Below are 22,179 nucleotides of genomic sequence, written 5' to 3'. Positions count from 1 at the left end.
GAAAAGGGGTTGAACTATCCATATTTACCTCAGCGTACAAGTTGCTGATTGGATAGTAGAAATTACAGATGACAGTTAAGAGGCAAAAGCATGAGCCTTTGGTGACAAACCAATGAAGCTTTATTGACTAAAGAAAACGGTATATCACTGTGCTATGAATCAAAACTCGCGTTATGTCTCCCTCTTAAAACAATAGATAGGCTATCTTATCTAGAACAAAGATTAAGCTAAGTTGATATTTATCAGGGGGAAATAATGGAACGAGTTTCCAATAAAGCAGCACTTTGGATTGGGCTAAGTTTGATACTTGGTCTTGGCATCCTTGGCTATTTTATGCAGCAGACGGCGGTGAAATACCGAGCCTATGAAAGAGTCGTGACAGTAAAAGGTTTGTCGGAGCGTGAGTATCCTGCTGATACGGTGATTTGGCCGATTCAATTTACTCTAGCGAGTAATGATATGGGGGCCATGTTTGATGAAATTGACCAGCAAACCCGTTTGATTTTGGACTTTCTAAGTGCCAAAGGGCTTCCTGAAACCAGCGTTTCCCTTTCTTCCCCAGCGGTCATTGACAGAAAAGCACAGCAATATGGGAGCGAGCAAGACATTGAGTATCGTTATTTAGCCTCGCGAACCGTTACGGTTTACAGCCAGAGTGTTGATGTTGTTCGAGCGGCAATCAATGAAATAGGTGAGCTAGGAAAACAAGGCGTTTTGCTTAACCAAGATCCTTATGCAAATCGTGTTGAGTACAGCTTTACTAAGCTGAATGATGTGAAGCCAGACATGATCGAAGAAGCGACTAAGAATGCGCGTGAAGTGGCTGAGAAATTTGCGAAAGACTCACAGAGTTCACTGGGTAAGATCAAACGTGCAACTCAAGGGCAGTTCTCGATTTATGACCGAGACAGCAACACGCCTTACATTAAGAAAGTGCGAGTGGTATCGACGGTTCAATATTACCTTTCTGACTAAGTAAAAAGCCGCTCAGTACGAGCGGCTTTTTTAATGTGGTGACTTAAAGAATTGGATTAATGTCCTGAGTTGTCAGTTCTGCCTCGACAACATCAACTGGCGTGTAGTGCTGGTAAATCAAGAAACCGTCTTCTGAAGTTTCATGAGCGTCTGGCGTATCAATATACGCAGCACATGTGTAGCCAATGCTGTAAGTACCCGGGCCGATGTAACCAAACTCGTAGCTGTAGGTTGTATTACCTTCTTCGTCTTGCGATTCATTCACGTTAGCTACCGCAACTGGCGCGTTGAGTGGATCTGTCGCACCCATATCGCCCATGGTTGAGCGATCCATTGAACCTGTATACAGATAAACAGAGTGAACGGCAGGAACGTCATTTATTGCATTTGATGCGGCACTGTCTGCTTCACATGCTTGATACTGAATTTCACTGACTTCACCACTAATATGACCTGATTCTGATGCGTTTACTAAGCTTACCGCATTAGAGTTCATGTTCATGTAATCTTTGCCTGTTGGATCCGCCAGACCTTTGCGTAAGTCAAACTCGACAACATAGCTATTATGACCAGTATGAACTTTTACATACTGACCTTTTTGCGAAAACTTTAAGCGACCTTGATCGCTCGTATCTGGTTTAAAACCAAAACAGCTGCCTCGGCTAGGTACAACTAAGCCTTTGATGTTGCCGTCTGTCTTCTCTACGTATGACAGTGTTGTATCGTTTAATTGTTTGCCGTCTTTAGCGTACACACACATAGCATAATCACCAGGAGCGATGTCCTGTTCGTGAATGATCGTTTTAGCGTTGCTTCCCTGATATTCCATTAGATCAACTTGGTGTAGTGCTCCATTGTCACTAGCATCTAACAGAATGTGTTCTCCAGTTTGCTCGCCAGTTTCAGGGTCAAATGGTACAAGGACAACATCTTGAAACGCTAAAACGACTTTGCTGGCATCGTCGACAGGAGCATCGGAAACGCTGAGAGAAAAAGTGGCTGCTTCTGTATCGGATGAAGAGTCGTCGCTACCGCAGCCCGTCAATAAAAGACCACCTGAGATAGCAAGTAAAGGATAGGTATATTTTTTCATTATGACCTCTTGTTTACACTGCTGATAAATGTAAAAGGCTAGTCTCAAAGTCGAGAAATGATGTCATTGTATTGTGATAGACAGGTCAATCTTCAATGGTGCTATATACAAGTCCTTTTTTATAAAACTAAGTTCTTAACTGTGATGAGGGGAGTTTGATGATAGTCAAGCTGGCTTCTTTCTTATGAGCGTAAGTTAGTATGACTTATTGCTAGAAGGAATTAGTATCATGGCATACAAGCACTTTATTAGAGAACTACTGGGTTTAGCGATTGTTGTCTCTGTCGTCTTTGGCGTATTAGGCGTGATGTTAGAGCTCTTCGCACTGACGGCACTTTGGGAGCATCAGCAAACGATAGCCGATGTTTTCTTCCATGAATCACTCTACTTCATCGTATTTTTAATCCCACCATACTTCCTCTGGAAGTTGATTAACCGTCCTGAATTGGTTTCTGCTGACCAAGCTTATTTGGCAATGAAGTTAGAGGCTGAAAGTCGACAATGAGTCGATTTAGTGAGTAATGAAAAGAAGAGGCTATGAGAAAACATTAGCCTCTTTTCTATCTGATTCGTGGGCAAAGTATTCGCTGCTTTATTGATTAAAAAGCTGCTTCGATTGTGCCTTTGAACGTACGATCGAGATAATCACGAATCGCTTGAGATTGATAAATAGAAACGAACTTTTTATACGCTTCATTATTTTTGTCTGCGTCACGAGTGGCGATGACCATGACTGCTAATGGGGCGTCTTTTGCTTCAAGATAGATACTTTGTTTCTTCGGATCTAAACCAGAAGACATTACGTAGTTCATTGTAATCGCAGCCGCGTCCACATCATCTAATGTTCTTGGTAGCTGAGCGGCATCTACCTCGACAAATTCAAATGATTTTGCGTTTTTTGTGATATCAGTTAGGGCGGCTTTATGGCCAACACCCTGTTTCAGCTCAATTAAACCTGCATCGGCGAGTAGCAACAGACCACGACCACCGTTGGTAGGGTCATTTGGAAGCGCTATACGTGCATTGTTTGGAAGCTCTTGCAGTGAGCGATACTTATTGGAATAAAGCCCCATACGCATAAGAATGGACTGACCAATTGATACTAATTGGGCGTTATGGCTACTGTTGAAGTTGTCTAAAAATGGCTGGTGCTGATAGCTATTAATATCGATGCTACCATCGCTAAGAGCGGCATTAGGTGTCACGTAGTCAGAAAACTCAATGACTTCGACATTCAAACCTTGCTTTGCTGCCTCCTTCGCTACCGCCTCGACTACTTGTGCATGTGGTCCAACTGTCGCGCCCACTTTAATGACAGAGTCATCTTTTTCTCCACAAGCGCTTAAGCCGACTACTGCCGTGAGAATCAAAGCTAGTTTCTTTAAGTGACCAATACTTTTCATTGTAGCTCCATTTTTTGTTTTAGACGTCCATACGTTTGTATGTCCATCCTATCAGAAGTTGTCTGAGGGTCAATGGTTTAAATCACGAGCGGACATTTTGTTTCATTGCTACATATAGAAAGCCAGATAATAGTTAAAGAAAAGGGGAAGAGGAAAAGCTATTACGAGGTTAGTGACGAGTTACCGCAACCGAAACTGTACCCAAAGATATAAGATACAAAAAAAGCGTAGTAGGTATTAACCTGCTACGCCTTTCGGAATATGGTGGCCCCTCGCAGACTTGAACTGCGGACCAATCGATTATGAGTCGACTGCTCTAACCACTGAGCTAAGGGGCCTTAATAGGACAACGATTATAGGGGAAGCGTTGCAAGGTGTCTAGATACCAACTAGGGCAATTGCGCTTAGTTTTTATCCACTTAGAACAGTAGATAATAAAAAAGGTGACCTAAAGTCACCTTTTTTGATTTCTAAAAGCTTGTATGCGCTGCGATTATTCGTCTAGGAAGCTGCGCAGAGTCTCTGAGCGGCTTGGGTGGCGAAGTTTACGTAGTGCTTTTGCTTCGATCTGACGGATACGCTCACGAGTAACGTCGAACTGCTTACCAACTTCTTCTAGAGTATGGTCAGTATTCATGTCGATACCAAAACGCATACGAAGTACTTTCGCTTCGCGTGGCGTTAGACCTGCAAGCACGTCTTTTGTTGCCACCTTAAGGCTAGTTGCAGTTGCAGAATCTAACGGAAGTTCTAGCGTTGTATCTTCGATAAAATCACCTAGATGCGAATCTTCGTCGTCACCGATTGGTGTCTCCATTGAGATAGGCTCTTTAGCGATTTTTAGAACTTTACGAATCTTGTCTTCTGGCATTTGCATGCGCTCTGCCAGTTCTTCCGGTAGTGGCTCACGACCCATCTCTTGCAACATTTGACGAGAGATACGGTTTAGCTTGTTGATCGTTTCGATCATGTGTACCGGGATACGAATCGTACGTGCTTGGTCCGCGATTGAACGAGTGATTGCCTGACGGATCCACCACGTTGCGTAAGTCGAGAACTTGTAACCACGACGATATTCGAACTTATCTACCGCTTTCATCAGACCGATGTTACCTTCCTGGATCAGATCCAAGAACTGTAGGCCACGGTTGGTGTATTTCTTCGCGATAGAAATTACAAGACGCAAGTTCGCTTCAACCATCTCTTTCTTCGCACGGCGAGCTTTTGCTTCACCGATAGACATACGACGGCTGATGTCTTTAATGTTCTGTACGTTTAGAGAAGTCTCTTCTTCAATCATTTTTAGCTTAGCGATTGAACGACGGATTTCTTCTTCGTTACGTTTGATCTTTTCAGCGTATGGCTTGTCTGACGCAAGAACTTCATCCAGCCAAGCTTCACTTGATTCATTACCAGTGAACAGCGCGATGAATGATTTCTTCGGCATTTTGCCGTATTCAACCACGGACTTCATGATCAGACGCTCTTGTGTACGAACGCGATCCATAGCAGTACGCAGTTCATTCACTAGGTGATCAAACTGTTTAGGCGTTAGACGAAACTCGCGGAATACGTCTAGCATCATTTCATTAGCAACGGTTGCTTTCGGGCTGTTATAGCCGTACTCATTGATTGCTAATTGAAGATTTTGATAGGTGCTGCGTAGTTGGTTGAATTTCTCTAGCGCTAATTCTGGATCGATACCTACATCTTCTTCAGAATCATCTGAATCGTCATCGCTATCTTCGTCGTCATCAACGTCTTCATCGTCTTCTTCTTCTAACTGAGATTCAGTCAGTTCAGAACCGATGTGTGTTGCCGTTGGTGCAGCGGTGTCGTCAGCATCTGGATCTACAAAACCTGAAATTAGGTCTGTAAGACGTAGTTCTTCAGCTTGAACTTTGTCAAATTGCTCAAGAATGTACGGAATTGTGCCTGGGTATTCAGCAACAGACGATTGAACTTGGTTAATACCTTCTTCAATACGTTTTGCGATGTCGATTTCGCCTTCGCGAGTTAGAAGTTCGACAGTACCCATCTCACGCATGTACATACGTACTGGGTCTGTTGTACGACCAATCTCACTCTCTACGCTAGAAAGTGCAGCGGCTGCAGCTTCGGCTGCATCTTCATCGGTAATATTTGTGTCATCGTTCAGTGCTAAATCATCAGCATCAGGAGCAGTTTCTACTACCTTAATGCCCATGTCGTTGATCATCTGAATGATGTCTTCTACCTGTTCTGAATCTACGATTTCAGCAGGTAGGTGGTCATTTACTTCGGCGTAGGTCAGATAGCCTTGTTCCTTGCCTTTAATAACAAGTGACTTTAGCTGTGACTGCGGATTGTGATCCATAGACGGTATCCAACTTCGTAATCTGGTGAAGGAATCAGTATGCGAAATGCAAACCACTTACTATAACAAATTAAATCGTTGCTGACTAATTAAACAGGGTTACGCTTTTAAATCTAGCATAAGTGCTAGCAGCTCCCTTTTCTCTTCGGCTGATAAACCGACACTTCTTGCTTTGGCCTGCAGGTTTTCAATTTGTTTTTCTACGCACTGGGCAATAATTTTATCCAGTGAGTCTAAAAAGATTTCTTCTTGGTTGTCCTCATCGAGTGGAATGTCCCAACTCGCGAGACGAGACAGAAGGGTCTCATTTTGGCTGTTTCGCCAATGCTCTAATAATTGGCCTGTGTTGATATGGGGATGCGCTTGGCATTTATCAAGTACATCAACAAATAAACTTAGACCAGGAATGGGCAAATCTCTAACGCTAGTTAGATCTGGCACCATACTTACGTATTGTGGGTTTTGAATCAGTAACGCGATCACTTCTCGCATCGGCGTTCGCTTGATTTCTTTATGAGGTTGAGGCCTTTTATCCTCTTTACCTTGTTTTGAAATTAGCTGCTGTAGTTGGCGTTCATCAACCAAACCCAAACGGCGGCCAAGCAATTCTCTCAAGTATAGTCTTAAAGTGCCGCCAGGGACTTTATCAATGAGAGGAACCGCAAGAGTACTCAGTTTTGCCATGCCTTCTTTCGTGCTCATATCGACCTGCTGAGTCAATGAGCTGAACATGAATTCAGACAAGGGCATCGCATTAGACACTTGCTGCTCAAATGCTTGTTTTCCGTTTTGTCGGATATAAGAGTCGGGATCTTCTCCATCCGGCAAAAACATGAATTTTAACTGGCGACCATCCGTTAGGTAAGGCAATGCATTTTCCATGGCACGCCACGCGGCTTCACGGCCTGCGCGGTCACCGTCATAACAACACACTACGGTGCTTGTTTGCCTGAATAACACTTGCAAGTGATCGCCCGTTGTCGAGGTTCCCAATGAGGCAACGGAATAATCTACGCCATATTGAGCAAGCGCGACAACATCCATATAGCCTTCAACCACTAAAATTTGTGGTGGCTCACGGTACGCTTGTAGTACTTCATAAAGGCCATACAACTCTTTACCTTTATGAAATATCGGGGTTTCGGGTGAGTTGAGATATTTTGGTGTCCCATCACCTAATACTCGACCACCAAAGCCTATTACTCGGCCGCGTCTGTCTCGAATAGGAAACATCACTCGACCACGGAATCGGTCGTAGCGGTTGCCTTTATCGTTTTCAATCAACATACCGCCAGTGACGAGCATGTCTTGGTTTTCTTTATTTTGGCCAAAGTTCTTACGAACTAAATCCCATTCATCAGCCACATAGCCGATGCCAAACTTCTGGACGATTTCACCAGACAGGCCGCGATCTTTTAGATACTCAATCGCCACCTTACTTGCTGGCTGTTTGAGTTGGTTACGATAAAATTGAGCAATGCTGCCCATTAAGTCGTATAGGTTACGTTTTTCACTGCTGCTTGCTTGTGGGCCTGATTGAAACGAACCATTACCGCCGCTACGTTGTTCGCGAGGAACATCTAAACCCAAGTATGAAGCGAGTTCTTCAATGGCTTCGACGAATTCTAGTCGGTCGAATTCCATCAAAAAATCGATGGCATTTCCATGCGCGCCACAACCAAAACAATGGTAGAACTGCTTTTCTTGACTGACACTGAATGAGGGGGTCTTTTCGTTGTGGAAAGGGCAGCATGCGCCGTAGTTTTTGCCTTTTTTCTTAAGTTTCACACGTGCGTCGATGATATCGACAATATCAAGTCGAGCTAGAAGGTCATCGATAAAACTGCGAGGGATGTGTCCAGCCATAAAACCTAACAAAAAAAGAAGATGATGAGTGGAGTGAATGCCTTAAAAGAATGAGCGTATTGCCCATTGATTTCATTCCATCCATCCAGATACAAACAAGCCGTGCGCTCCAAAGGATAGCACGGCTTGCTGCAATTGGGTGGGGTACCTTAAGCCAATTTAGCGCGAACTAAACCGCTTACTTTACCCATATCTGCACGCCCTTGAATTTGCGGTTTCAGAACGCCCATTACTTTGCCCATGTCTTGCATGCCAGCTGCGCCAGATTCAGCAATCGCGTTCTCGATGAGAGCCGCTACTTCTTCGTCTGTCAGTGGTTGAGGCATAAAGTCCTCAAGAACGGTAATTTCTGCTTGTTCCGCATCAGCAAGATCTTGACGACCCGCTGCTTCAAACTGCGTTACAGAGTCGCGACGTTGTTTAACCATCTTGGTCAATACTGCAAGAATGTCGTCATCGTTCAGAGTAATCTGTTCGTCAACTTCACGTTGCTTGATTGCTGATAGGGCTAAACGAATAGTACCAAGGCGCAATTTGTCCTTGGCTTTCATCGCTAATTTTTGCTCTTCTTTGAGTTGATCAATCAGAGCCATAACTAAATTCCTTTTGGAGCTCAGTTATTAGTACAGGCGAACGCGACGAGCGTTTTCGCGAGCTAGCTTCTTAGCGTGACGCTTTTGAGCTGCTGCTTTAGCGCGTTTGCGAACTGTAGTTGGTTTTTCGTAGTGCTCACGACGACGCACTTCAGAAAGGATACCTGCTTTTTCGCAAGAGCGCTTAAAACGACGTAGAGCAACGTCGAACGGTTCGTTTTCACGTACTTTAACTACTGGCATATGCCTTTCACCTCAGGGGTTATTCGTTAACGCTGGTATTCAACAGACCAAATCACAATTGTTAGGTCTCTTACCAGCTTGATCAAAAATGGTGCGGAATTTTAATCCGATCACAACTACTTTGTAAAGCCTTTTGTCGATTATTGTCTGTACAAAATTTGTTTGCAGCACCAAGGCGAGGTAATATGACGCCCAAATTTCCTCTATACAGAAAGCATACTGAGAAAACCATGCGCATTATTGGTATTGAAACCTCTTGTGACGAGACTGGCATCGCAATTTATGACGATGAAAACGGTCTCTTGTCACACAAGCTATACAGCCAAGTAAAACTGCACGCAGATTACGGCGGTGTGGTGCCTGAGTTGGCTTCACGTGACCACGTAAAGAAAACCATTCCTCTTATTAAAGAGGCACTAAGAGAAGCGAACTTAACTTCAAAAGACATCGATGGTGTCGCGTATACCGCGGGGCCTGGTCTTGTTGGGGCGCTATTAGTGGGTGCGACTATCGGTCGCAGTATTGCTTATGCTTGGGGAGTGCCAGCGGTACCTGTTCATCATATGGAAGGTCACCTATTGGCCCCAATGTTGGAAGATAACCCTCCACCGTTCCCGTTTGTGGCGGTATTAGTATCGGGCGGTCACTCTATGATGGTGGAGGTGAGAGGCATCGGTGAGTACAAAATTCTAGGTGAGTCGATTGATGATGCGGCGGGCGAAGCGTTTGATAAAACAGCGAAGCTAATGGGTTTGGATTACCCAGGCGGCCCACTATTATCTAAACTGGCGGAAAAAGGTACACAGGGCCGCTTTAAGTTCCCGCGCCCAATGACGAATGTGCCAGGTTTGGACATGAGTTTCTCTGGTCTAAAAACCTTTACGGCTAACACGATTGCTGCAAACGGTGATGACGAGCAAACTCGCGCGGACATCGCATTAGCATTTGAAGAAGCTGTGTGTGCTACGTTGGCTATTAAATGTAAGCGCGCGCTTGAGCAAACAGGCATGAAACGTATTGTTATTGCTGGTGGTGTGAGTGCTAACCGTCGTTTGCGAGCTGAGTTAGAGAAGTTAGCGAAGAAAGTTGGTGGCGAAGTTTACTACCCACGTACTGAGTTCTGTACAGATAACGGTGCGATGATCGCTTACGCAGGCATGCAGCGCTTGAAGAATGGCGAAGTGGCTGATATGTCAGTAGAGGCTCGTCCACGTTGGCCAATTGATCAACTAACACCTGTCGCTTAATCAAATTTATGCGGTAGGTTTGAAACCGGTTCTGTGTAATAAAGGTCTCTGCTCCTCAGAGGCCTTTATTTTTAATTATTCAATGAACCGCCTCGTTTTACATTCTGACTGATGCGATCAGTTCGCTATTGTTTCAGTGCTAGGATGACGTGGAAGAATAAGAAATGGATATAACAATGAATAAGTTTGAAATTGAAGGTCAGCAACTTGCTTATCTAGATAAAGGTAAGGGCCCTGTGCTTTTATTTGGTCATAGTTACCTTTGGGATAGCCAAATGTGGGCGCCGCAAGTTGAGGTTTTAAGCCAGTCATTCCGTTGTATTGTGCCAGATCTTTGGGCACATGGTGAATCGGACGCTGCACCTGCATCGACACAGTCATTGGCCGACTATGCACAACATATGTTGGCATTGATGGATCATTTAGATATCGAAGAGTTCTCGATAGTGGGCTTATCTGTTGGCGGCATGTGGGGAGCAGAGCTAACGGCTCAAGCGCCGCAACGTGTTAAGTCACTGGTATTGATGGATACCTTCATTGGCTGGGAGCCAGAAGTTACGTATAAGAAGTATTTTGCAATGCTTGATACCATCAGCCAAGTCCAAGCAGTGCCTGCGCCAATTATTGAAGCCGTTGTGCCGCTGTTCTTTGCCAACAACGTCAATCAGGATAACCCTAAACTTGTCGCTTCATTCAAACGCAGTTTAGAAGACCTGAATGGTGAGCGTGCGGTGGAAGTAGCTCGCATAGGGCGCATGGTGTTTGGTCGCCGTGATGTGATTGAGGATTCGGAAAAATTTGCTCTGCCGACGTTAATTGCAGTGGGCTGTGAAGATAAACCCCGTCCAGTTTTTGAATCTTATTTAATGAAAGACTGTATCACAGGCAGTGAGTTGGTGGAGATTCCTCAAGCGGGACACATCAGTTGTTTAGAGCAACCTGAGTTCGTCAACCAGATGTTGTTGAGCTTCCTGAATCGAGTTCATGCGTAACCAATACATCCTTCTTTAAACGAAAAACTCGGCATTAAGCCGAGTTTTTTTGTGTCAGTTTTTTCTCGCCGATTTTTGGCTCGTCGCCAGACAAAAGCCGACGAATATTTTGATGATGCTTAAATACGATTAAGCAGCACAGCATAGCAACAGGTAACGTGTATTGCGGTTTAAACATCCAAGTATAAAACGGAGTGACCAAAACCGTGACGAGAGCCGCTAAGGATGAATAGCGGAATAGCGCGGCTACTGACAGCCAAGTTAACATTACCAATCCTGTTAAGTCCAAACCAATCGGAGCGATAGCGCCAAGCGCGGTCGCGACACCTTTTCCGCCTTTAAAGTGGAAAAAGATGGGGTACATGTGGCCAAGACAGGCAGCAATGGCGATGACACCAAGAATGATAGGGTCGATACCAAGAAAGTATCCGCCCCACACGGGGATAGTGCCTTTGAGCATATCGCACAACAAGACTGAAACAGCGGCTCCTCGTCCGCCAATACGCAATACGTTCGTTGCTCCAGGATTGTTAGATCCCACACTGCGTGGGTCTGGCAGTTTTAAGAGTCGACAGATCAAAACCGCACTGGAAACCGAACCTAATAAATAGGCGGCCATTGTCATTATCAGTGCCAGTGCGTCCATAGAAGTCCTTGATGGATTGGAATTTAATGCTCGGTTCCCGCGTAGTTGCTATCATACCCCGAATTTACATAATGCAGAAATCCTCACTGTGATAGAGCTTGCATTATGTGATTTCTTGTATATAAAGATGCTTTCGCAGTTTATACCTAAGTAACATTGTGATGACCAAAGTAAATGTTACTTAGGTATAGAATACTACGATCAAATTACCCCTCACGGGTATCCGACCTCTGTAATAGAAGGACATAAGATGGCTCTGGATAAAGTTTTTATTGAACAGTTAGAAGTAATCACCACAATTGGCGTGTACGACTGGGAACAACAAATCAAACAAAAGTTGGTTCTAGATATTGAAATGGCACACGATAATAAACCTGCGGGCAAAAGTGATGATGTGCAAGATGCACTGGATTATTCGCAGGTGAGTGAGGCGGTACTTAACCACATTGAAAATGGTCGTTTCTTACTGGTCGAGCGCGTGGCTGAAGAAGTAGCAGAGCTTATCATGCAGCGTTTCTTTGTGCCTTGGGTGAAAATCCGCCTAGCGAAGCCTGGCGCCGTGCCACAAGCACGTGCTGTTGGTGTGGTGATTGAGCGAGGCCGAGCATGATCACCACCTATATCGGTGTTGGGACGAACGTAGAAAGAGAGCAACATGTGCTTGCTGCGTATCAGGAGCTGCAACGGCTTGGAGAAAATCTCCTCGTATCACCGATATATGAATGCGAACCTATTGGTTTTAGCAGCAAGAATTTCTACAACTTTGTCGTTGCAATGCGTACCGAGTTGTCATTAGAAGAGTTGAGCCATCAACTACGCGAGATTGAATTTAAGTGGGGACGCGAAGAAAACGCGCAAAAGTATCAGGATCGAACACTGGATCTCGATATAGTGTTGTTCGGTGAGCGCGTCTCCAAGAAAAAACCTGAGCTACCTCGCAGTGATATCTACAAATATCCTTTTGTCACAAAGCCACTGTATGATCTCGAACCGCAATTAGTTATCCCAGGCGATGGACGCACAGTCGCAGACATTTGGCATGCTATGCAGCCAGTCGATTCGCTCAAACCCGTTTCCTTTCATTTTTAATTTGAGTTGTTTACATGAGTTATTTTGAAGCCTTTATTTTGGCTCTGATTCAGGGGCTGACAGAGTTTTTGCCTATCTCAAGCTCTGCCCATTTGATCCTGCCTTCCGCTATTTTAGGATGGGAAGACCAAGGTCTGGCCTTTGATGTTGCTGTTCACGTCGGTACATTAATGGCTGTCGTGATCTATTTTCGTCATGAAGTAATCACTTTGTTTCAAGCGTTATTTGCTTCGATCTTTAAAGGAGATCGCAGTAAAGAAGCTAAATTGGCTTGGATGATCGTGATTGCGACGATTCCAGCTTGTGTGTTCGGCTTATTGATGAAAGACATCATTGAAGTGTATCTACGTAGCGCTTACGTCATCGCGACTACTACGATCGTATTTGGCCTGTTGCTATGGTGGGTAGACAAAAACGCTAAACTCGTTGCCGATGAATACCAAACGGGTTGGAAGAAAGCTGTATTTATCGGTATTGCTCAAGCCTTAGCGATGATTCCTGGAACTTCACGTTCAGGGGCGACCATCACAGCAGCGCTTTACCTTGGCTTTACTCGAGAAGCGGCTGCCCGATTTTCGTTTTTAATGTCGATCCCAATCATTACATTAGCTGGTAGCTACTTAGGCATGAAGCTAGTGACCAGTGGTGAACCTGTCCATGTTGGTTTCTTACTTACTGGCATTATCACATCGTTTATTAGTGCGTACATCTGTATCCACTTCTTCTTGAAGATGATTTCACGCATGGGCATGACACCGTTTGTGATTTACCGTCTGATTTTGGGCGTCGGTTTGTTCGCTTTTCTATTAAGTGCATAATTGATGTTAACGAAAAACGCCCGTGAAATCCGCGGGCGTTTTTGTTTGTTCGTTACTTCTTAAGTGCAGCTTTCACTGCTTCAATACGTCGTTTTTCTTGCTCGTCACGAATCGCAGGGCCTTTAAAGCCCTCTTTGATTATGGTTTGAACGTCAACTGCCGCTGCTGCTTGGTAGGCTTGCCTAAAAATATCCGCCTGTGGATATGGTTGCGTTTCCAGTCCTTTACGACCAGCGTGATCCGCTTGGCAGGAAAGCAAGATATCTTGCAGACGTTCGGACTTACGCCACACATCAAGTTTATTGAGTATTTTAATTATGGTTTGTGGTTTAAGTTCAGCCGCGCGATGAATATTGGAGTGCTGTTCGCACACCATCAAGGCTAAATCACGAAACTCATTTGGTACCCGGACACGTTCGCACAGCTTTTTGATCAGTTTTAATCCTGTATGGCAATGCATTTTGTGGCTTGGCCATTCGCTCTCTGGCGTCACGCCTTTACCCAAGTCATGCACTTGGGCGGCAAACCTGACGGGGAGTGAGTTACTCAATTTTGCGGCTTGCTCTGCCACCATCAAAGTATGGATGCCAGTATCGATTTCTGGATGCCACTTCTCAGGTTGAGGTACGCCAAATAGTGCATCAATTTCAGGTAACACCACGGTTAATGCACCACAGTCTCGTAGAACCGATAAGAAAATATCAGGGCGAGGAGTAGAGAGAGATTTATGCCATTCTTGCCAAACACGCTCGGGAGTCAGTGTGCTCAGCTCTCCGGACTCTGCCATGTGACGCATTAACCGCATAGTTTCGTCGGCAACCGTAAAGTTTAGATCAGCAAGCTTCGCTGCGAAGCGAGCGACACGTAAAACGCGTAGAGGATCTTCAATAAAGGCGTCTGATACATGGCGTAGCAGTTTATCGTTGAGATCTTGCTGGCCACCATATGGGTCATGGATCGTGCCATCACTCTCCATTGCCATCGCGTTAATGGTTAAATCACGACGTATCAAATCTTCTTCTAAGGTGACGTTTTGATCGAAGAAACATTCAAAGCCAGTGTAACCAGAACCTGACTTTCTCTCTGTTCGTGCAAGGGCATGTTCTTCTTTACTTTTGGGATGCAGAAATACAGGAAAGTCTTTACCAACGGCGGTGTACCCTTGGGACAACATCATCTCAGGCGTCGCGCCTACGACCACCCAATCGTTGTCATAACTATCAATTCCGAGCAATTTATCTCGAACTGCGCCACCTACTAAATAAACTTGCACGAATTACCTCTTAATTTATGGATATGCCGTTGGACATTGTAGCAAGCAATGGTACTTTTCTTTACTCCCGAGAGTAGATGCGGCTATGTTTATATTATATCTGACTATTCTCAGGTGGTTTTTTAGCTGGAGAGCCTAATGTATAAGGACTTTTTTGGGTTTGTCGAACAACCATTTTCGATTGTTCCAAACTCACGTTATTTGTATTTAAGCCAACGTCACAAAGAGGCAATCACACATCTCCAAGCTGGGCTAGGCGATGGCGGTGGCTTTGCTATGCTTACTGGCGAAGTAGGTACAGGCAAAACGACTGTCGCAAAAGCGATGCTGGCGAATTTGGGTGATAACACCAAAGCGGGTCTTATCCTCAATCCCACGTTTTCGAGCAGAGACTTGCTCGAAGCCATTTGTGATGAGTTCAAAATCACCTATCCGCCAGACGCAAACCTCAAACAGCTAAACCAGGTTATCCATCAATATTTGCTGCGTAATTATCGTTCAGGTTGGCAGACATTGCTGGTCATTGATGAGGCTCAACACCTTGCTGCCGACGTTCTAGAGCAGTTGCGCTTGTTGACCAACTTGGAAACCGATACCAGAAAACTGCTCAAAGTGTTGTTGGTCGGGCAGCCTGAATTGCAGCGGTTATTACAAACAACACAACTACGCCAACTTGCCCAGCGTATTACCGGGCGTTATCACCTGTTGCCGTTGGATGAAAAAGAGACAGAAGATTACATCGCATTTCGACTACATACAGCAGGTGGCGACCAGCAACTGTTTAATCGTGCTTCTTGTAAACTTATAGCCAAATACAGTCACGGTATACCGCGGCTCATCAACCTTATCTGTGACAAATCCCTCAACATTAGTTATCACCAGGGTAATGTGGTTGTGGATAAGCAAACCGTTCAGCAGGCCTGTGAAGAGGTGATGCAGTTTCAGGCAGATATTTATCAGCAAGATAAAAAAGAGCGCCGGACTTTCCGTTGGCCTGCTTGGGGCTCTGTCACGGTAGGCCTTATTGCTGCATTAAGTACGGGGTGGGCGGTCGTGAATTATATGCCAGCTCAAGCGACGTCAGTGTGGACACAAGTGACGGAGCCAAGAGTAGAGCCAACACCAACCGTCGTCAGCCAACAGTTAACGGATGAGCAGCGTGATTTATTGTTAACACAAAAACAGTCGAACCTCGCTGTAAATGATTTGTATCGTTTGTGGGGATATCAAGCATCGGTTCGCGATAATCTTTGTTTGTCAGAACCGCAGTCGACTATGCGTTGTGAGCGTAAAATGGCGACTTGGCCGCTGTTGATGCAACAAAATCGCCCTGTGATCTTGGAGTTGAATTATCAAGGTGATGTTGGGTATGTCATTCTATATGCCGTCGGTAATGATCAAGCTGAAGTGCTCAATGGTAAGCAGCGTCTCCGTCTGCCAGTTTCGTGGCTAAAGCCGTTGTGGCAGGGCAATATTATCGAACTGTGGCATGCTCCGCTGAATGAAACATTACGTTTAGACATGGGAGGCCCTGCGATTGAAGTATTAGACCGATTATTAGCAGAAGCGGTGAGTGAGCCACTGCTTGAAACGTCTATTTTTGATGGTGCGATGAAAGAGCGAGTCGAGTTATTTCAACGCTGGCAAGGAATTGGTGTCGATGGTATTGCAGGTAAGCGAACGCTAGACCGACTTCAGCAAAATGTTCAGCCAGATGCGCCTCAACTGGCGAGAATAGAGAAGGAGGACGCATAATGTCAGCTGTGAAACATATAGGTCTGTTCTTGCTGCCAATCACTGCTTCTGCTATTGGAGTCGCTTGGTACTTAGATCTCTTTGCACCGAGTGTTGAAGTAGATACAACGTCCCCGATAGAAAAGGTCGAAGTGGTATCACCTTTCAAAGTATTAGACTATCCAGAGAACCCCCAGTTGGCCCAATTGCCAAGAGAGTGGCCAAGTGCAGAGCTATCGCGTGATTTTGGTACATTTACCACCCCCGATGAATACACGAGCCATACACCAAGCAGAGATGAAACACGCAACTCAGCATCAACCCAAACGACTTCTGCTGCTGAAGAGGACCTCGGGTTGTCTTTGGATGATCTGGATTTATCCTCATTATCTCCTGATTTAGCTAGGAAGGTCGAAAATGCCTTATCCCGAGATGATGACAATTCGTCATCACAAACGGCACGCGTGAACGATTTAGAGCGCAACGCTCACCAGTGGCAAGGGCGTCTACCTGCGCTTAATTTGCAAACCCATATGTACGCTAGTGATGAAAATCGCCGTTGGGTGAAAATTAACAATGTTGAGTATCATCAAGGGGATGTCGTTGATGATCAGGTCACTCTAAGAGAAATACAACCGCAAGCTGTGATTGTTGAGTTCCAAGGTGAGCAAATTCGTATACCAGCGTTGTATGAGTGGAAAGGGTAACTCTTGTAGAAACACATCAAGCCAGCGAAATCATATCGCTGGCTTTTTATTTTTCAGAGCATCTTTTGCATCTATTCTGGTGATGATTTTTAGATACTCAAACAAGCAAAATATAGCTTTTCTCAGTCGTTTAAATAGCACCAATATCATTCATCTATTGATAGCGCGATTCCAGTCAGCGTTGTGTAAAAAGACACCATCTTCACGAACTTCGGAGTAATGACTTGGTCCACGTTAGACCCCATCACATAATAGGAGTCTAAACAGAGACACATGCGTATTCTGATTTTTTCTTTAAGTATTGTTGCATCGACAAGCTATGCAGCAAAGCCAGACCCATTCCCAGTTACACCAGATAGTCGCGGGCAAGATTTCATGGTCAGTGCGACGAATCCTTACGTGAGCAGTACCGGTTACTCAATATTGAAAGAAGGCGGTAACGCTGTTGATGCTATGGTCGCGATGCAGATGGTGATGTCTGTCGTTGAGCCAGATATGACCGGAATTGGCGGCGGGACTTTCGCGCTGTTTTATCAACATGACGAGAAAAAATTTCTGGCCCTTGATGGTCGAGATGAAGCGCCCTCTAGCGCGAACCCTGAAATGTTTGTTGAGAATGGGGAAGTACTCAGTCGCAACGAAATATTAGGCCCTCGTTCTGTTGCGGTTCCGGGCACGTTGCGGTTGCTTTACATCACTCATGAACAATACGGCAAGTTGCCATGGGCAGAGCTGATTAAGCCGGCGATTACATTGGCGAGCAATGGGTACGCGATGAACAGCTACACCTACGACATCGTAGTAAGAGAGCAAAGCCGACTTGAGCAAGATCCGGAAGTGAAAGCCTTGTATTGGCAAGGGGACGATATTAAGCCGACGGGAACCTTGATGAAGAACCCTAAGATGGCTGAGACGCTGAGGAAGATCGCGCAACAAGGCGATAGTTACCTTTATGGTGGTGAGCTTGGTCAGCACATCGTAGAGACGGTTAATAGTCGTATTGACGACCAACACGAGAAGTTGTCTTTAGAAGATTTTAAACATTACCAAGTGAAGCTGCGTGACATCATTGAGAGCGACTACCGTGGGAATAAAATCGTCTCTTTTGGTTACCCAGCTTCGGGCGGTGTGATGGTCGCTCAGAGTCTTGAACTGCTTGCACCCTATGACATTGCCCATATGGCGAAAACGGATGTGGAGCCTTGGCGTCTCATGACTGAAGCGATGCGAATTGCAAAAGCCGATCGTATTGCGTATGCCGGAGATCCGGATTATGTGGAAGCACCAGTTGAACAATTGTTATCTAAAACCTATTTGGACCAGAGACGTGATTTAATCCCTGATAATGGCACCTCGAAAGAGAATCCAAAAGCCGGACAGATAACGCAAACTCAGTATGCGCAATATCAAGGCTTCGAGAGCAAAGATACAGGGCACATTTCTATCGTCGATAGAGATGGAAATGCAATAGCGATGACTAGTACGGTAGGAACGGGTATGGGCTCGGGTGTGATGGTCGATGGCGTTATCTTGAACGCGCAGATGGCTAACTTCTCACCTCAGCCAACGGTTAACGGCAAGCCTACGCAAAACTCAATTGAAGCGGGCAAGCGTCCACGTTCGGCTATTACGCCATTAATGGTGATGGACAGTGATGATAACTTGCGTTTGGTGGTTGGGTCACCAGGTAGTTCACAAATCCCGGGGTATGTACTCAAAACCGTGGTTGGGGTGCTGGATTGGAATTTATCAGCGCAAGAGGCTATTGACTTACCAAACATCCAGTATGGCACTAAGATAGACCGCACCAAGTCTTATGACCCGACTGGTTTGCTGGTGGAAAAGAAAACGTTCGCAGAAATGTTGGTGCCTGAGTTTATGGAGCTTGGCTACCCAGTACACGTTATTCCAGTGGTAAGCGGTTTGAATGCAATTGAGCTAAAAGATGGCAAGCTTTATGGCGCAACGGATCGTCGTCGAGCCTCTAGTTCAATGGGGGAGTAGTACTCACTTCTATCAAACGAAGCAAACTAAAAAGCCAGTCAATATCGACTGGCTTTTGCGTTCTTTTTAAAGATAAAAGCGTAAGGGTTTATGCCCAACCCGCAGGAGAGCGCTTTCTACGAGGCATGACATGCGGAAGAATCAAACCAAATAGTAAACCTAAACCTGCGACACCGCCGCCATAAGTGAAGTACTTAAGCAGCATGTCATCTTTTTGTGTATCCAGTTTTGCGCGTAGCTCGCGGTTTTCTGTTTCAACAGAAGTAAGCTGATCGCTGATCTCAGAGTATTTATTTTCTAGATCTGAAATTTGTTGGTTACGTGTTTCGAGAGAGGTAACAAGACCGGCTTTCTCTGCATCAGAAGTTTGACGAGCATTAGCAAGCTGCTCTTTTACTTCGGCTAGCTCTTTCTCAATGCGAGGAAGGCGAATTGCCATGCTCTCTTGGTTTGTCACAAACTTGCTTTGTACCCAACCAGTGCGACCACGGTCATCACGAACTTGCGTATAGCCAGTATCTCGGTTGGTTTTAATCAGTTGTACTTTAGAACCGGCGTTAACACTACCAATAATACGGTAGGTGTTATTTGGACCTGAGTGCATAAAAGTGAAGAGGTCATCAGAAATATAACGGTCTGCTGCTAGGGCCGCTGGCGCTGCTAGCAAAGTAAACAAAACCGCGATGATTAGTTTTTTCACAGTAAATCCCTTAACGATTTTTCTTGGAGACAGCGTTGGCACCGAATGATTGGAGCCGGAAATAGACGAATAGTATGCAGTTTCAAACTTCGGTGCAACAAAGAAGGGAGGCAAAGCCTCCCTTTCTGTGCGTTTGAGTCAATAATGACAAAGCGCTTACATTCTATTGACGAGTGTCTTAAGCGAACATCGCTTGAAGTCCGTAGAAGAATACTACGGCCAATAACGCACCCGCTGGTAGTGTAACGATCCATGATGCCACGATGTTACGAACTACGCCTAGGTTCAGTGCTGCGATACCACGAGCAAAGCCAACACCGAGAACCGCACCAACCAATGTTTGAGTGGTTGAAATTGGCAGGCCTGTACCAGACGCTAGAACTACCGTACATGCTGTTGCTAGCTGTGCTGCAAAACCGCGGCTAGGCGTTAGCTCAGTGATGCCTGTGCCAACGGTTGCCATTACTTTGTGACCTAGTGTTGCAAGACCGACCACGATACCAATACCACCAAGAGGTAGAATCCACCAAGCGATGGTGCTTTTCGTGCTGATTTCGCCCATGTGTTCAACAGTCGATACGACAGCAGACAGTGGACCAATGGCGTTTGCAACGTCGTTTGAACCGTGTGCAAATGCCATCGCACAAGCGGTGATAACCATCAGAACGCTGAAGATACCTTCCACGCCAGAAAAGCTGCGGTCTTCTTCGCGATTAGCGAATTTTTTCTGGATGTATACGTAGCCGCCAATCATCACAAGTGCTGAAACTGCTGCTGCCCACATCCAGGCTTCACCATTGGTCAGGTGAAGACCAACGTGTTTTAGACCTTTTTTGATGGTTACAAGTGCAATCACCATTGTTGTGATGAACATGTAAACAGGTACAAAACGTTTCGCATTAAACAGAGGGTTCTCTGTATCAAAAATCAGGCGTTGTGCGCTGACAAAGATAACGTAAGCAAAGAAACCTGAAATCACTGGCGTAATAATCCAGCTACCAACAATGCCTTGAACGCTGCCCCAGTCAACCGCTTCAGTACCTACTGATACGCATGCAAAACCAATGATTGCACCGATGATTGAGTGAGTCGTTGATACTGGCCAGCCCATGTAAGAAGCAAGAAGCAGCCATGTACCTGCTGCTAAAAGCGCAGACATCATGCCGTAGACAAGAACATCTGGTTGACTAGCAAATAAAGAAGTTTCGATTACACCTTTACGGATAGTGTCGGTTACTTCACCGCCTGCAAGGTAAGCACCTGCAAATTCGAAGATCATCGCAATGATGATAGCTTGTTTTACAGTTAGCGCTTTTGAACCTACAGATGTACCCATCGCATTAGCAACGTCGTTCGCGCCAATACCAATCGCCATCATGAAACCAAAAATCGCTGCAACAATAATCAGGACAGTGCCGTAGTTCGCAAGGATATCCATCGTAATACCTAGTTGTTTTATAACAAGCGGAACAAAATTTTACGCGCGCCAAACCATAAGACGATGAAAATAGTCATCGTCCCTATGACACGTGTTAATTATGCTCTTCGTTATGTCGTTAACTTTATGTTTTAAGATCGAGATAGCATGACTTCCAAACGAGCACCTACGCGCTGCGCTTGGTCGGCAATACCACCTACCCATTCAAGAATCTTGTACAGGAACATGACATCGATAGGGTTCATGTCAGCTTCAATCACCATCAACTGTTGGCGAAGTTCAATCTGCATGGCATCGGTATCATCTTCGATAACGTCTAATTGATGAATCATTTCAGCGACGAGCGTCACTTCACGGCCTTTGAAGCCGGTTTCTAGCAATTCATCAAGTTCATTGATTACCTTTTGCGCCTGATCGGCAGCATCAAGACAACGTTGAACGTAAGCGAGGAAGTTTGGTTGGAGAGCCTCAGGGATGACAAGTTGACGACCATATACACGGCCAGCAATGTCTTTTGCCAGGTTTGCAAGTTTGTCCTGTTGAGTCAAAAGCTCAAGCATGTCAGTACGGTCGACTGGCATGAACAAACCGCGAGGCAGTTTTAGACGGATTTCACGTTTCAGCACATCCGCTTCTTTCTCTAGGTGAGAAATTTGTGCACGGATTTCTGCTGCTTTTTCCCAATCACCCTTTGAAGATACTTCAAAGAATTTCACCAAGTGTGAACAACATTCGTTGACACACACAACGTGGCGTTGCAAAGGCTTAATTGGGGACTTTGCAAATAACCCCATAATTGTATTTACTGGCATGGTCATTCAACCTAATAACTATAACCTTAAAAAAACATACACCATTTCTGAGTGCTTGGCGAAATGTTGAACGATGGCTATAAAGGCGCGCATGGTAACGCATTAAATCGCTCATTAAAACTGTTTTAGATCATCAATCCGGCGATATTTCTCTCTTGCCGTGTGAGAAATTACGCAATATCCTGTTTCT

The 22,179-nt window shown here is 45.2% G+C and carries 21 protein-coding genes and 1 tRNA gene; 10 read left to right on the top strand and 12 right to left on the bottom strand.

Annotated features, from left to right (window positions below; all coding sequences use genetic code 11):
• Positions 1-255: 255 nt before the first annotated feature.
• Positions 256-975 carry an SIMPL domain-containing protein gene (locus R7Q47_RS19890; RefSeq protein WP_005379714.1) on the top strand — a complete coding sequence of 240 codons (720 nt, stop codon included), beginning with the start codon at positions 256-258 and terminating at the stop codon, positions 973-975.
• Between the two features lie 43 nt (positions 976-1,018).
• Here the strand turns inward: R7Q47_RS19890 and R7Q47_RS19885 are convergent, their stop codons facing one another.
• Entirely contained in the window at positions 1,019-2,068 is a 1,050-nt protein-coding gene (locus R7Q47_RS19885) for a DUF4382 domain-containing protein (RefSeq protein WP_318089349.1), read from the bottom strand.
• A 229-nt stretch (positions 2,069-2,297) separates the two neighbouring features.
• Here R7Q47_RS19885 and R7Q47_RS19880 point away from each other — a divergent pair, with 229 nt between their 5' ends.
• On the top strand, positions 2,298-2,573 hold the full coding sequence (locus R7Q47_RS19880) for a hypothetical protein (RefSeq protein WP_005383040.1): 276 nt from the start codon (positions 2,298-2,300) through the stop codon (positions 2,571-2,573).
• 94 nt (positions 2,574-2,667) lie between these two features.
• On the opposite strand, the gene R7Q47_RS19875 is transcribed toward R7Q47_RS19880, so the two are convergent.
• The 6 genes from R7Q47_RS19875 to rpsU all read right to left on the bottom strand — a co-directional run bounded on the left by R7Q47_RS19875 (position 2,668) and on the right by rpsU (position 8,529).
• Positions 2,668-3,471, bottom strand: a complete 804-nt coding sequence (locus tag R7Q47_RS19875) for a MetQ/NlpA family ABC transporter substrate-binding protein (RefSeq protein ID WP_017633488.1) — start codon at positions 3,469-3,471, stop codon at positions 2,668-2,670.
• 262 nt (positions 3,472-3,733) lie between these two features.
• A tRNA-Ile gene (locus R7Q47_RS19870) sits at positions 3,734-3,809 on the bottom strand.
• Positions 3,810-3,964: 155 nt separating this feature from the next.
• Complete coding sequence (rpoD, locus tag R7Q47_RS19865; protein ID WP_005395986.1) at positions 3,965-5,827, bottom strand: RNA polymerase sigma factor RpoD; 1,863 nt, start codon at positions 5,825-5,827, stop codon at positions 3,965-3,967.
• Between the two features lie 99 nt (positions 5,828-5,926).
• Positions 5,927-7,693 carry a DNA primase gene (gene dnaG, locus R7Q47_RS19860; RefSeq protein ID WP_005379719.1) on the bottom strand — a complete coding sequence of 589 codons (1,767 nt, stop codon included), beginning with the start codon at positions 7,691-7,693 and terminating at the stop codon, positions 5,927-5,929.
• A gap of 149 nt (positions 7,694-7,842) precedes the next feature.
• A complete protein-coding gene (locus tag R7Q47_RS19855; protein WP_054574265.1) occupies positions 7,843-8,286 on the bottom strand; it encodes a GatB/YqeY domain-containing protein in 444 nt (147 codons plus the stop codon).
• Between the two features lie 27 nt (positions 8,287-8,313).
• Entirely contained in the window at positions 8,314-8,529 is a 216-nt protein-coding gene (gene rpsU / locus R7Q47_RS19850; RefSeq protein ID WP_001145625.1) for a 30S ribosomal protein S21, read from the bottom strand.
• A 230-nt stretch (positions 8,530-8,759) separates the two neighbouring features.
• Here rpsU and tsaD point away from each other — a divergent pair, with 230 nt between their 5' ends.
• Together tsaD and R7Q47_RS19840 are read left to right on the top strand one after the other, a co-directional pair.
• Positions 8,760-9,776, top strand: coding sequence for a tRNA (adenosine(37)-N6)-threonylcarbamoyltransferase complex transferase subunit TsaD (tsaD, locus tag R7Q47_RS19845; protein WP_213972999.1), 1,017 nt, complete (start codon positions 8,760-8,762; stop codon positions 9,774-9,776).
• A 176-nt stretch (positions 9,777-9,952) separates the two neighbouring features.
• Positions 9,953-10,768, top strand: a complete 816-nt coding sequence (locus R7Q47_RS19840; RefSeq protein WP_203346674.1) for an alpha/beta fold hydrolase — start codon at positions 9,953-9,955, stop codon at positions 10,766-10,768.
• Between the two features lie 34 nt (positions 10,769-10,802).
• Here the strand turns inward: R7Q47_RS19840 and plsY are convergent, their stop codons facing one another.
• Positions 10,803-11,414: a glycerol-3-phosphate 1-O-acyltransferase PlsY gene (gene plsY, locus R7Q47_RS19835; protein WP_005379857.1), complete on the bottom strand. Its 612-nt coding sequence runs from the start codon at positions 11,412-11,414 to the stop codon at positions 10,803-10,805.
• A gap of 250 nt (positions 11,415-11,664) precedes the next feature.
• Between plsY and folB the strand changes: the two genes are divergently transcribed.
• Genes folB through R7Q47_RS19820 form a run of 3 tightly spaced genes read left to right on the top strand, consistent with a single transcriptional unit; the run spans position 11,665 to position 13,321 of the window.
• Positions 11,665-12,024 carry a bifunctional dihydroneopterin aldolase/7,8-dihydroneopterin epimerase gene (gene folB / locus R7Q47_RS19830; protein ID WP_154204854.1) on the top strand — a complete coding sequence of 120 codons (360 nt, stop codon included), beginning with the start codon at positions 11,665-11,667 and terminating at the stop codon, positions 12,022-12,024.
• A complete protein-coding gene (gene folK, locus R7Q47_RS19825; RefSeq protein WP_005387457.1) occupies positions 12,021-12,503 on the top strand; it encodes a 2-amino-4-hydroxy-6-hydroxymethyldihydropteridine diphosphokinase in 483 nt (160 codons plus the stop codon). Before folB ends, folK begins: the two co-directional genes overlap by 4 nt.
• A gap of 14 nt (positions 12,504-12,517) precedes the next feature.
• Positions 12,518-13,321 (top strand): undecaprenyl-diphosphate phosphatase, encoded by an 804-nt coding sequence (locus tag R7Q47_RS19820; RefSeq protein WP_017636143.1) that lies wholly within the window; start codon positions 12,518-12,520, stop codon positions 13,319-13,321.
• A 52-nt stretch (positions 13,322-13,373) separates the two neighbouring features.
• Here the strand turns inward: R7Q47_RS19820 and R7Q47_RS19815 are convergent, their stop codons facing one another.
• Positions 13,374-14,594 (bottom strand): multifunctional CCA addition/repair protein, encoded by a 1,221-nt coding sequence (locus tag R7Q47_RS19815; RefSeq protein WP_213962863.1) that lies wholly within the window; start codon positions 14,592-14,594, stop codon positions 13,374-13,376.
• Positions 14,595-14,732: 138 nt separating this feature from the next.
• On the opposite strand from R7Q47_RS19815, the gene R7Q47_RS19810 reads away from it, so the two are divergent.
• The 3 genes from R7Q47_RS19810 to ggt all read left to right on the top strand — a co-directional run bounded on the left by R7Q47_RS19810 (position 14,733) and on the right by ggt (position 19,039).
• Positions 14,733-16,349, top strand: coding sequence for an ExeA family protein (locus R7Q47_RS19810; protein ID WP_248487329.1), 1,617 nt, complete (start codon positions 14,733-14,735; stop codon positions 16,347-16,349).
• Positions 16,349-17,035, top strand: coding sequence for a general secretion pathway protein GspB (locus tag R7Q47_RS19805; protein ID WP_248487331.1), 687 nt, complete (start codon positions 16,349-16,351; stop codon positions 17,033-17,035). The genes R7Q47_RS19810 and R7Q47_RS19805 overlap by 1 nt, the downstream gene beginning before the upstream one ends.
• A gap of 273 nt (positions 17,036-17,308) precedes the next feature.
• Positions 17,309-19,039, top strand: a complete 1,731-nt coding sequence (ggt, locus tag R7Q47_RS19800; RefSeq protein ID WP_248487333.1) for a gamma-glutamyltransferase — start codon at positions 17,309-17,311, stop codon at positions 19,037-19,039.
• 88 nt (positions 19,040-19,127) lie between these two features.
• On the opposite strand, the gene R7Q47_RS19795 is transcribed toward ggt, so the two are convergent.
• The 3 genes from R7Q47_RS19795 to R7Q47_RS19785 form a co-directional block, all read right to left on the bottom strand.
• Complete coding sequence (locus R7Q47_RS19795; protein ID WP_248487341.1) at positions 19,128-19,739, bottom strand: TIGR04211 family SH3 domain-containing protein; 612 nt, start codon at positions 19,737-19,739, stop codon at positions 19,128-19,130.
• A gap of 178 nt (positions 19,740-19,917) precedes the next feature.
• A complete protein-coding gene (locus R7Q47_RS19790) occupies positions 19,918-21,177 on the bottom strand; it encodes an inorganic phosphate transporter (protein ID WP_005379898.1) in 1,260 nt (419 codons plus the stop codon).
• Positions 21,178-21,308: 131 nt separating this feature from the next.
• The gene (locus R7Q47_RS19785; protein WP_005379896.1) at positions 21,309-21,989 is read right to left on the bottom strand and encodes a TIGR00153 family protein; all 681 of its coding nucleotides are present in this window, start codon (positions 21,987-21,989) and stop codon (positions 21,309-21,311) included.
• Positions 21,990-22,179 lie beyond the last annotated feature (190 nt).

This window comes from Vibrio sp. Vb0349 (genome assembly GCF_033338975.1).
The sequence above is the reverse complement of the archived record's forward strand: the minus strand, read 5'-3'. Positions and strand labels throughout refer to the sequence as shown.

Bases quoted from the DNA above. Each gene is read 5' to 3' on its own strand.
- R7Q47_RS19890 (WP_005379714.1), top strand. From the start codon at position 256: ATGGAACGAGTTTCCAATAAAGCAGCACTTTGGATTGGGCTAAGTTTG.
- R7Q47_RS19885 (WP_318089349.1), bottom strand. From the start codon at position 2,068: ATGAAAAAATATACCTATCCTTTACTTGCTATCTCAGGTGGTCTTTTA.
- R7Q47_RS19880 (WP_005383040.1), top strand. From the start codon at position 2,298: ATGGCATACAAGCACTTTATTAGAGAACTACTGGGTTTAGCGATTGTT.
- R7Q47_RS19875 (WP_017633488.1), bottom strand. From the start codon at position 3,471: ATGAAAAGTATTGGTCACTTAAAGAAACTAGCTTTGATTCTCACGGCA.
- rpoD (WP_005395986.1), bottom strand. From the start codon at position 5,827: ATGGATCACAATCCGCAGTCACAGCTAAAGTCACTTGTTATTAAAGGC.
- dnaG (WP_005379719.1), bottom strand. From the start codon at position 7,693: ATGGCTGGACACATCCCTCGCAGTTTTATCGATGACCTTCTAGCTCGA.
- R7Q47_RS19855 (WP_054574265.1), bottom strand. From the start codon at position 8,286: ATGGCTCTGATTGATCAACTCAAAGAAGAGCAAAAATTAGCGATGAAA.
- rpsU (WP_001145625.1), bottom strand. From the start codon at position 8,529: ATGCCAGTAGTTAAAGTACGTGAAAACGAACCGTTCGACGTTGCTCTA.
- tsaD (WP_213972999.1), top strand. From the start codon at position 8,760: ATGCGCATTATTGGTATTGAAACCTCTTGTGACGAGACTGGCATCGCA.
- R7Q47_RS19840 (WP_203346674.1), top strand. From the start codon at position 9,953: ATGAATAAGTTTGAAATTGAAGGTCAGCAACTTGCTTATCTAGATAAA.
- plsY (WP_005379857.1), bottom strand. From the start codon at position 11,414: ATGGACGCACTGGCACTGATAATGACAATGGCCGCCTATTTATTAGGT.
- folB (WP_154204854.1), top strand. From the start codon at position 11,665: ATGGCTCTGGATAAAGTTTTTATTGAACAGTTAGAAGTAATCACCACA.
- folK (WP_005387457.1), top strand. From the start codon at position 12,021: ATGATCACCACCTATATCGGTGTTGGGACGAACGTAGAAAGAGAGCAA.
- R7Q47_RS19820 (WP_017636143.1), top strand. From the start codon at position 12,518: ATGAGTTATTTTGAAGCCTTTATTTTGGCTCTGATTCAGGGGCTGACA.
- R7Q47_RS19810 (WP_248487329.1), top strand. From the start codon at position 14,733: ATGTATAAGGACTTTTTTGGGTTTGTCGAACAACCATTTTCGATTGTT.
- R7Q47_RS19805 (WP_248487331.1), top strand. From the start codon at position 16,349: ATGTCAGCTGTGAAACATATAGGTCTGTTCTTGCTGCCAATCACTGCT.
- ggt (WP_248487333.1), top strand. From the start codon at position 17,309: ATGCGTATTCTGATTTTTTCTTTAAGTATTGTTGCATCGACAAGCTAT.
- R7Q47_RS19790 (WP_005379898.1), bottom strand. From the start codon at position 21,177: ATGGATATCCTTGCGAACTACGGCACTGTCCTGATTATTGTTGCAGCG.
- R7Q47_RS19785 (WP_005379896.1), bottom strand. From the start codon at position 21,989: ATGCCAGTAAATACAATTATGGGGTTATTTGCAAAGTCCCCAATTAAG.